The 2,751-nt window shown below is 60.4% G+C and carries 3 protein-coding genes and 1 pseudogene; all 4 read right to left on the bottom strand.

The features are described from left to right. A pseudogene (locus DXC67_RS10720) lies at positions 1-221 on the bottom strand (SIS domain-containing protein); the annotation flags it as partial. Between the two features lie 170 nt (positions 222-391). After that, a complete protein-coding gene (locus tag DXC67_RS10135) occupies positions 392-1,606 on the bottom strand; it encodes an MFS transporter (protein WP_117638275.1) in 1,215 nt (404 codons plus the stop codon). Positions 1,607-1,697: 91 nt separating this feature from the next. Beyond that, a complete protein-coding gene (locus DXC67_RS10130; protein ID WP_117638274.1) occupies positions 1,698-2,531 on the bottom strand; it encodes a PTS system mannose/fructose/sorbose family transporter subunit IID in 834 nt (277 codons plus the stop codon). Continuing rightward, on the bottom strand, positions 2,512-2,751 hold a 240-nt coding region (locus tag DXC67_RS10125; protein WP_147324175.1), incomplete at its 5' end, for a PTS sugar transporter subunit IIC. The genes DXC67_RS10130 and DXC67_RS10125, both read right to left, overlap by 20 nt.

Below are 2,751 nucleotides of genomic sequence, written 5' to 3'. Positions count from 1 at the left end.
TCGAGGTCGCGGTCGCCGAACTTGTTCATGAGGTACTCGAGCTGCATGAGCTCGTCCCAGGTGCCGCCGACGCCCATCAGGAACACGGCGTCGTAGCCCTCGTCGGCGACCTTGTCGGCGAGCGCGGTCATCTTCTTGCCGGCCTCGTAGACGTTCTTGCCGTCCTCGACGTAGCCCTCCTGGCTAAAGTGCATGATCTCGATCTTCTCGGTTTCCTTCATTGCTTTTCCTTTCTGTCTTGCACGCGAATCTATACATCGCGTTTCTTTTCGATACCAATTATAGACATACACCTAACGTGTTTTTAATACCACTTTTCAATCTGCCCCAATCCTCGGTGAACGGTCGAAATTCTCTGGTGAGTGGTATTAAATTAGAATTTGATGTATAGCTAACGCCCCTGGCGTCTCCCTTGTGTGACAAAGAACAGCGTTCCTACCAGCGCAATAATGGTCGATGCCCCAAACAATACCGTCTGGACGCCCAAAGCCTCCGCCAAAAACGGAGCCGCCAGCAGCGGCACCACGCCGGCGCTCATCAGGCCAAAACGCACAAAGCCGGTAATGCGCCCCAGGTATTTGATGTCTGCGCGCTCCTGAATCAAGATCATCTGCAGCGGTTCCAGGAACCCCCAGGCCAGACCGTTAATCGCCTGACCGATAATCGCGACCCCCAGCATATCGGTGCCCACGTACACCATGGACCCAATGCCCACGGCCATGAGCGCGCCGAGTAACAATCGTAGGTTGACATGGCGAGCAGAAAGCTTGGTCAGGATGAACGCGCCCACCGAGGAAGTGAGGCCCACGACCGAGGACAGCCAGCCCAGCCAGACGATATCCACGTTGAGCACATCACGGTAGAACAACGACTCCAGCGAATCGAACGCGCCAAACGCAAAGAAACCCAAAAAGCCCGAGATAAAGATGAGGCGCAGGTCGTGGTCGCGAAACGTAAGTCGCGCACCCTCGGCCATGCCGCCCAGAATACCGCCCTTCGGCTTCTCCCCTTTTGCGGGAACAACACACTCGTGGCAGCCCAAGGAGAGCACGGCCGCCACACCCATCATGCCCGCCATGAGCAGATAGACCGATTGCGTGGCAAAACAGCTCACGATGGCACCACCGAGCAGCGGGCCAGCGGTATAGGCGATATTGCTGTAAAACACCATGAGACCGTTCACGCGGGTACGGCCCTCGGTGGTCGACTCTAGGTATCCCGGAAACGCATGCGTGCAGGTGTTGATAAAACCGCCCGCAAGTCCCAAGACACACGCGGCAAACACAAGCCCGGGGACAGACAACGGCGCCAACCCCACGCCAAGCGAAAGCACCGCCGTAATCACGCACGTCACAAACGACGTCCGACGCGGTCCAAAGCGATCGATGACCGAGCCCGACACCATATTGCCCACCGACGTCATAAGATTGCGCACGAGCGTAATGGCGGCAACCAAAAAGGCCGTGCCAGCCAGATCATACGTGGCCGCACCGATAAGCCCCAAAAAGTAGACCGCGTTGTTGGCGCACCACTGCAGGGACTCAATAAGAATCAGCCTGACCTCTGCCGGCGTCAGGCGCATTTCTTCGCGATCCTTCGCGAACATACGAACTCCTTCTATACAAAAAGGGGATGGAGAGCATAGGCCCGCTCCATCCCCTTTCCAGGTTGCAACGAAAATCTATGCAGCCGGGCCCTTACGCCAGCACGCCGAAGAACGCGCCGACGATGCCCACGACCATGGTGGCCACGATCAGCACCATGGGGTTGATCTTCTTGGACAGCAGCCAGTAGTACAGCCAGAAGGCGAGCATGCCGAGCATGCCGGGCATGATGCCGTCCAGGATGTCCTGGAGGGTCTGGGCGTCCTCGCCCGAGCCGATGGCCACCGGGATGCTGGCCCAGAACATGTCCTTGCACATGGCGCCCACGACCATGACGCCCACGATTCCCACGCAGGTCATGATCTTCTGCATGAGGCCGGTCCTCTGGGCCTCGTCCAGGAAGCCCACGCCCAGCTCGTAGCCCTTGACGGCGCCCCAGACGCGCAGCGCGAAGCCGGGGACGTTGTAGATGAGCAGGAAGGCGATGGGGCCGAAGGGGTTGCCGGCCTGGCACAGGCTGATGCCCACCGCGGCGGCGACCACGCGCAGCGTCGACAGGAAGATGGAGTCGCCGATGCCGGACAGCGGGCCCATGAGGGCGGCCTTGACGTCGTTGACGCTCTCGGGCTCGATCTCGCCGCGGGCGACCTTCTCCTCCATGGCCATCGCGATGCCGCCGACGAACGGGGCGAACTGGACGGTGATGTTGAAGAACGCGCAGTGGCGGTGCAGGGCCTCGGCGTAGTCGTCGGGGCGGCCGGCGTAGATCTTCTTGAGCATGTTGGCGACCATCAGGCAGAAGGCGATGTTCATCTGCTTGTAGTAGGTCCAGGAGAACTCCATGCCCAGGGCGCCGGTGTTGAGGGCGCTCTTGACGAGGTCGGAGCGCGTGATCTTGTTCTCGGGACTAGAAGTCATCGTCCTCATCCCCTTCCGCGGAGAGCTGGGGCTGGGCTCCGCCCAGGCCGAGCAGGTCGAACTTGTCGATGCCGATGATGATGGCGATCAGGGCGACGCCCAGGACGGGCACGTTGGCGTAGGAGCACAGCAGGAAGCCCAGGAAGTAGAAGGGCACGAGCTGCTTGGTGAGCACCAGGCGGCCGAGCATGGCGAAGCCCATGGCCGGCAGGATGTTGGCGGCAACGCC

Source organism: Collinsella sp. TF07-1 (assembly GCF_003437235.1).
In the GTDB taxonomy this organism is placed as follows: domain Bacteria; phylum Actinomycetota; class Coriobacteriia; order Coriobacteriales; family Coriobacteriaceae; genus Collinsella.
Note: the sequence above shows the minus strand (reverse complement) of the source record. Positions and strands in the feature narration are given on the sequence as shown.